Raw genomic sequence first — 6875 nt, 5'->3', positions numbered from 1 at the left:
GCAAGTTCAATGGAAAAAGCCACAGAGGTGGACTATTTCATCACCAATGTAGTTGAGGCAGATACAGTAACAGCTTCGTGGATAGTCAAGACTTACACCGAAAGAAATTGGGTGGAAGTATTCTACCGAGAAGCCAAAGGATGGTTAGGGTTAAGGGAATACCAAGTCAGGGATAAACGAAGCTTACTTCGTCATTTTATCTTGGTGTTTTGTGCCTATACATTTATCCTGTGGCATAAGTTAACTGGGGGATTGCAAAGGCGGTGGGCGAATCGACCTTTAAACACTTTTGTGGAAGCTTTAGAAGCTTTTCGGACAGCGATGTCTTTCCGTTTCTTTGAGTGGCTGACCGAGAATCGGGATGTGTTTGCCGCTTACAAAGCCAGTTTAGGCTTTATTTGGGCTTGAAATTTGTTTAAGTCCCACTATGCTACTTAGTGAAGTGCGGAATGTGTGTCTTAACTAAGAAAAGGTGCGATATCGATGGGGAACCAATCCCCGTCTAATACTTGTTCGAGAGTGAATATAGACTCTAGGGGAATTGTATTTTTATCGACAATTCTCCCATCAATTAGGGTTTGTCTTGCGTCTGAATAGGCCTCCCCGAAGGAATTGATGGCATGATTTTTCAGAGTTGGGGTTTTCATCTTTTTTTTCAGTTGCACTCGAAAAGTGGCTATCTCTCCTAGCCAATGACGCGCGTTTCGTTCTCTTTCCGCTGCCCAATAACTCAGTTTCAGAAGATGGATTAATAGTTGAGTTAATAAACTTTCTACGGCCTGGCGCTCACTTTTTCCCATCCATTCGACTTCCTCGATCAGATTTTCCCAGTCCACCCTGTCAAACTCTTTTCGCTTTAACAGTTCGGCGGTTTTTTCTGTCCAGAGAACAAAATCTTCCTCATAGAGAACGGAGAGCGATGGCGGGGTTTGTGCGGTCATAATAGATTTCTGACGTTGCTGATTTGAGATAGGAATCTTCTTGTGTGGGATTTTTAAAACCTAGAGCCAAACTAGCTTTTGGATAGGATGCACAGTTGGTAAGTAGCTAGACACAATTAATTACACATATCTAACTAGCTCTTGCATGAGTGCCTTTTGCCTTTCCTAACCAAGAAGTTAATTTCGTCCTATTACTTATTCATACCTTGAGTCAGCAAGACCAGCAGCAGAAAAATTAATTCTGACTCAAAAATAAACTGGGCAATCCGATAAGATTATCCTGCTTAAAAAAGATCGAATTTTGTTGTCGCAATTTACCGATTAATCTTGTTACTGTGACTCTGGTAGTGCCGATGGCGCTGGCAATTTGAGCGTGAGTTAGGGGATAGGGAAGATAATAGCCTTCTACACAGGGTTGACCGTATTCTTCCAATAATAGAACCAAGAACCCCATTAATCGATCGAGGGAGCGTTTTTGACCGAGAATACTCAACCAAAATAACTTACGCTGGTATTGATGGCGAAAAGTTTCCATAACAGCCGATCGCAATTGCGGCCATTGTTCTAGGTCTTCCCAGTATAACCAGACTAACTCGGTCTCGTCTAGATGAGCTTGGGCTTGTAATTGAAAGGTAAATTGAGAAACAATCTCAAAAGGTTGACCTGCACCCACAAAACCGAGAAATACTTCCTCACTATCGGCAATAGGTAGTTGACGGGGGGATTTTTGGTCAATAACGTTAACTTGTGCCTTACCAACAATACGAATCGCCCCAGATTCCACAAAGTATAATAGCCCGGGGCGCGTGGCTACTCTTTCATCTTTGGCAAAGGTATGGTTGCGATAATGGGATTTTGCCCAGTTAAAGATTTCTGTTTCTTGACCGATTAAGGGTATAAAATCCGACGAAGGAACCGAAGAAGACATTAAAATTAATAACCCACTGGGGCGTTGAGGGAACTGTAAACTAATGTAACAAAAAATTTCTGTGATTGGGGGGGTCTTGTGGCCGCTAGATGGTTATTGGTCAATAATCCCTAAAAGTTGCGGGGATTGGGCAGATAGGAGAATTATTAAGTATTCTTAACAGTATCCCCGCCCCAATGTTACAAAAGCTAGATAATCACCTGATCTATTTTTAACTTTTTCTCGCTTTTCTGGGGACTATGGCTTAGGATAGGATGCGTAACTATAATTTTCTATCCGATGATAGATGATAGTTGATAGATAACTTAAATTTATACTTTTCCTTAAAAACTTCGGTCAAACTTGTATGAATAGCATTAGACAAAAAGTTGAATCCCTCTTGAATCAATTACCAGATGATTGTTCAATTGAAGATATTCAGTATCATTTATACGTTCTGGAGAAGGTGCGTCAAAGTTTGAACGCTGCCTCTCTGGAGAATACAATCCCCCAAGAAGAAGTTGAGGGTCTTTTAAACAAATGGCTGATCGAGTGAATTATCGCCTTGTCTGGTCGCCCAAAGCAATTGAAGACGTGGATGCGATCGCATCTTATATTAGTCGAGATTCCCCGTCCTACGCGGCGGCCGTCGTGCGCCGAATTCTTGATATAAGCTATTCTTTAGAAAATTGTCCCCTAGAAGCGAAAAAATGCGCTGAATTTAGCGATGAAACCATCCGAGAAAAGTCTGCCTACGCCTACCGTCTGATCTATCAAATTCAAGGGTCAGTAGTTATTATAGCGGCGATCGTCCATAGCAAGCATTTCTTGGATTGATCGAGTCAGTGATCAGTGATCAGTTATCAGTGGTCAGATTTGAGTTTTCAATTTACTGTTCACTGTTTACTGATCACTGAAAAGTCCCCCACCCCCCAATTTTGAGCCTAATTCCCGCTTAATCCGGTTGAGAATTGAGGTTTCATCGAGGGAATCGAGAATACTGGCCACCACTGCCTTCGGGCCATCGGGTCCCCAAGTGGCCCCATTAGCGAGATAGGTTTTCGTCACTTGGCCGATCGTGTAACAGGATACACCGGCAACCCCCGCTTGAGTCAGGGCGATCGAAGTATAGGGAAAGAGAGAAATGCCGCCAGTGGCAGGAATCGAGAGACCGAGTAATCCTTTTAGGGAACTTAAGCCCAAAACCGCTAAAAATTCGCTGGCACTAATACCCCCCATATTGAGGGCAATTTTTTGTAAAAGAGCGATCGCCCCCTGACGAGTTAAATCGATGCCGTATAAGCGAGAAAGAGCGAGAATCATGGCTAGATCGATAACTGCTCCCGTCAACAGATCCAACACCGTCACTGGATTGAGAGCGATCGCCGATGCTTTGATCATCACTGCTTTTTGAATCAATTGATTAGCGCCGCGATCACGGATAGCCATTTTGCGGGCGACAATTTGCTCGTTTACCTCGTCCGCATACAGCATAGAATTGAGTGCTACCAGCGATTTACCCTCTCGCTCTAGAATTTCCAAAATTTTGAGTTTCAGGGCTTCTATCTGGGGGTTTCCCCGAAATCGTTGCGTTTTTAGCCGCCCATCCTGCCCTTTAACCGTCTCCGCCAAGAGGGGAGAGGCCGCCACCATAACGATCTCATCGGGGGAGAGTAATTCTTTCACCCGTTCTGAGGCGATTTTCTCATAGATAGCGAGGCGATCGACTTCCGGATACTGATCGATTTTATTAAAGACCAAAATCATCGGTTTTCCCGCTTCCCGCAACTTGGCCAAGGCGGAAAATTCCACTTTGGTCATATCACCAGAGATGATAAAAAGGATTAAATCCACCTGCTGCGCCACCTGACAGGCGAGAATTTCCCTCGTTTGCCCATCTACCTCATCAATACCGGGAGTATCAAGCAATTGCACCTGAGCATTACCCTGGCCGTTCAGGGTCAGACGCGCTAGATGAGGGAAAGTATCATCGCTGCTTAACTGCCAATTTACCCCTTTAATGGTGCGGGTAACTCCGTGTAGAGGACCAGTTGTAAAGATTTCTTGACCGACCAGAGCATTTAAAATCGAGGATTTTCCCCGGCCCACCAGACCAAAAGCGGCAATTTGAATCAGGGATCGATCGAGTTTTTCCAGCAGGGCCACTAGGCGATCGATCTCCGCTTCTAGACCAATTTTCTCGATCGAGGTAAGATCGAGACGCTCAACAAGTTTGCCCAGAGAATTGCGTGCCTGATTATAGTTGAGTTCTTCTTGAATAGTGCCGACACCTCGAAGCGCTTGTTCTAGGTCTTCGGTATTCCAAGCTCGATCGAGGAACGGGTCAGAGGTCATTTCAGTTATCAGTTATCGGTTATCAGTTATCAGTGATTAAGTGGGTGGGTGTTAAAAATTGTCAGATACTCCCCTTATCAAGGGGGGATTAAGGGGGGAACCATCTTCAATTTAATTATAACCAGCTACTTTATTAAGGACAATCAGGATGAGTGTCATCTACGACTTGGAACACATCACCACCTATCATTATCGTAAACCGGTAACTTTTGGGGAACATCGGGCGATTTTTTTGCCCAGCACCGGTCACGGTGAAAGAATTATCAGTTATTCTGTAGAGGCGAATATTGCCGCCAAAACGCGCTGGACTATGGATACTCTATCTAACAACGTGGTAGGGATTGAATTCGCTCAAGCAGCGTCAGAATTAATCGTTACCTGTCGATTACGGGCGGAACATTTTGGCTTAAAAGCGATCGCTGATTTTCCCCTCGCTCAACGGGCGATCGAAATTCCCATCCAGTACACCCCCGATGAATGGTCAGATTTAGTGGTGTTTATGCGTCCCCACGCCGAGGATGCCGACGGCAGCCTGGCAGCTTGGGCCAAAAGTTTTGTAGCGGGGGACCAAGATGATACCCTCGATGTCATGGAAAGAATGATGGCCGCTATCAAAGATAATTTTACCTACCAAGCCCGGGAGAGTGAAGGAACTCAATCCCCCGGAGAAACCCTGCGGCTAAAGTCGGGAACTTGTCGCGATTATGCTTGGTTGATGATCGAAGCTTTGCGAAGATTGGGTTTAGCCTGTCGTTTTGTCAGTGGCTATCTCTACGATGCTGCCCTCGACGGTGGTGAAGTGGGGATGACTGGCTCTGGCGCTACCCATGCTTGGTTACAGGTTTATCTACCGGGGGCCGGTTGGCGTAATTATGATCCGACTAATCAAATTACCGCCGGCTTTGATTTAATTCGAGTGGCGATCGCTCGTCATCCCGGTCAAATCATACCTCTTTCTGGTTCTTGGTTTGGTGATGCTGATGACTATTTATCTATGGATGTTAAAGTGACCATTCGCAAGCTGGGGACGCTGCCGGATTTTGATCCCAGGGAATAGGTTGAATTTCGGGTTTTTCCTTGACTGGCGATCAACTCCTGACTCCCCCAAAGGAAAACTTACTACTTCACTAAGCTGTTCGTAATTTAAAGCGAATATTCCCGTTAGGTTGTAGCATTTTTATCGATTTTTGTCAAGATATATTTGACACAATTTATTAGAAAAAGGGTTTCTAAAAGAAACCCTTTTTCTGCTTTCCAACTAATCCTATTTGACCTAATAGGTAAGGTCTCGGTGGACAAGCTTCGATTAAGAAGTATCAGTTAACTCAGTTTCCAACTAATCCTATTTGACCTAATAGGTAAGGGAATTTGACTGGTCTGAGCGCACCGCTCAAAACTTTATGTTTCCAACTAATCCTATTTGACCTAATAGGTAAGGAATAAGAGTAAGGCTAATTAATGAATTAGCCTTACTTTTTTAGTTTCCAACTAATCCTAATGTGTAATTAATTTTGCTTAGGTACTTAACTATAAACGGGATTATTTCGGTCAAAGTTTTTGAAATTTTCCCTCTTGACCATTATTCTCGTCTAGAAAACCTAGAAAATAAGCACAATCATCAGAGTCATCAGGAAAAATTGTTAAAATTCTAGGTATTGATGATTATTTTTGGGATACATTCGATGCCAAAGACGACCAATTTGATTGATATTTTTTGTTACTATTCCTGTCACCGAGGTTTTATAGATACTTAAAATATCCAATTTTTGATAGGCTTTGTGAAGCCATGTTATGGCTAGGGAATCATCTTTATCTTCGGCAATTCTTCCCCAAACCTCGACATTTCTGTGATGCCAACTTTCTCGCCACTTAGCACTATTATCGGGAGTTATGGGGATATTTTGTCAGGTCATCCATTCTTTAGCAATAGTGCGAACATCTTTGATAAAGGGATGAACATGAGTTAAATCTCTGACTTTATTATCGTTGATTAAAGAACTTTTATCCCACCATTGCCAATGACAGCCAATTAAGGGTTTATTGGAATAATAATCCTCATAGAAAATACTATGATCTGCTCGTCGCCATGATTTACCAAATCCTCCTAATAACATGGCAAAACGAGTGAGAAGACAAATTAATTTTTTTAAGTATTCTTGCTGGTTTTCGAGGAGAGATTGGGTGAGAATCCAGCGCAATTCTCCTGTTACTGTGTAGGTGGGTTCCTTGTAACCCTTGGCAAAGGTTCCTAACTGTAGAGAGTTGACACAAAAATCGACCGCTAGTAAACCTTCGGTTGCTTCTCCGTCAATTCCTCCAAATAGCTGATTAACTAATTTTTCGGCATTTTTAGCATCAGTTAAACCGCCAAAAATACGCAAAGCATGACCGCAAATTGCTCCTCGAAAAATATTGGGTCGAAATTCCCTTTTACCATCGAGGCTTTTAGGAGCCATTCCTTGCCCTTTCAGAAAACATTTATATAAAGGTTCTTTTGAAGGTTTAATGTCTTTTGGCAAGCCGTAACCGCTACTAACACGGCATCCTAGACCAGATTCTAAAGCTCTTTCCCAGATAGTCCAAATCTCCTCCCAATCGGGTTGTTCTATTGAGCTAGAAATGCCAAATTTTAGGGTAGGTTGATAGAGAGAAATGTAAGGATTCAGGTGCCT

6 protein-coding genes and 2 pseudogenes are annotated in these 6875 nt (G+C 43.2%); 4 read left to right on the top strand and 4 right to left on the bottom strand.

Annotation, left to right across the window (positions count from 1 at the left end; all coding sequences use genetic code 11):
• Positions 1-408, top strand: a pseudogene (locus H6G48_RS13905) (IS701 family transposase); the annotation flags it as partial.
• Between the two features lie 50 nt (positions 409-458).
• On the opposite strand, the gene H6G48_RS13900 reads toward H6G48_RS13905, so the two are convergent.
• Entirely contained in the window at positions 459-941 is a 483-nt protein-coding gene (locus tag H6G48_RS13900) for a DUF29 domain-containing protein (RefSeq protein ID WP_190722218.1), read from the bottom strand.
• Positions 942-1176: 235 nt separating this feature from the next.
• Positions 1177-1869, bottom strand: a complete 693-nt coding sequence (locus H6G48_RS13895) for a Crp/Fnr family transcriptional regulator (protein WP_190722217.1) — start codon at positions 1867-1869, stop codon at positions 1177-1179.
• A gap of 346 nt (positions 1870-2215) precedes the next feature.
• On the opposite strand from H6G48_RS13895, the gene H6G48_RS13890 reads away from it, so the two are divergent.
• Positions 2216-2404, top strand: a complete 189-nt coding sequence (locus H6G48_RS13890) for a hypothetical protein (RefSeq protein ID WP_002737442.1) — start codon at positions 2216-2218, stop codon at positions 2402-2404.
• On the top strand, positions 2389-2685 hold the full coding sequence (locus H6G48_RS13885) for a type II toxin-antitoxin system RelE/ParE family toxin (RefSeq protein ID WP_079206196.1): 297 nt from the start codon (positions 2389-2391) through the stop codon (positions 2683-2685). Before H6G48_RS13890 ends, H6G48_RS13885 begins: the two co-directional genes overlap by 16 nt.
• Before the next feature lie 66 nt (positions 2686-2751).
• Here H6G48_RS13885 and H6G48_RS13880 read toward each other — a convergent pair whose 3' ends face one another.
• Positions 2752-4203 carry a GTP-binding protein gene (locus H6G48_RS13880; RefSeq protein ID WP_190722216.1) on the bottom strand — a complete coding sequence of 484 codons (1452 nt, stop codon included), beginning with the start codon at positions 4201-4203 and terminating at the stop codon, positions 2752-2754.
• Positions 4204-4351: 148 nt separating this feature from the next.
• Between H6G48_RS13880 and H6G48_RS13875 the strand changes: the two genes are divergently transcribed.
• Positions 4352-5260, top strand: a complete 909-nt coding sequence (locus H6G48_RS13875) for a transglutaminase family protein (protein WP_190722215.1) — start codon at positions 4352-4354, stop codon at positions 5258-5260.
• 491 nt (positions 5261-5751) lie between these two features.
• On the opposite strand, the pseudogene H6G48_RS13870 reads toward H6G48_RS13875, so the two are convergent.
• A pseudogene (locus H6G48_RS13870) lies at positions 5752-6857 on the bottom strand (RAMP superfamily protein); the annotation flags it as partial.
• Between the last annotated feature and the right edge of the window lie 18 nt (positions 6858-6875).

The sequence above is a fragment of the Microcystis flos-aquae FACHB-1344 genome (assembly GCF_014698375.1).
Lineage (GTDB): Bacteria > Cyanobacteriota > Cyanobacteriia > Cyanobacteriales > Microcystaceae > Microcystis > Microcystis aeruginosa.
The sequence above is the reverse complement of the archived record's forward strand: the minus strand, read 5'-3'. Positions and strand labels throughout refer to the sequence as shown.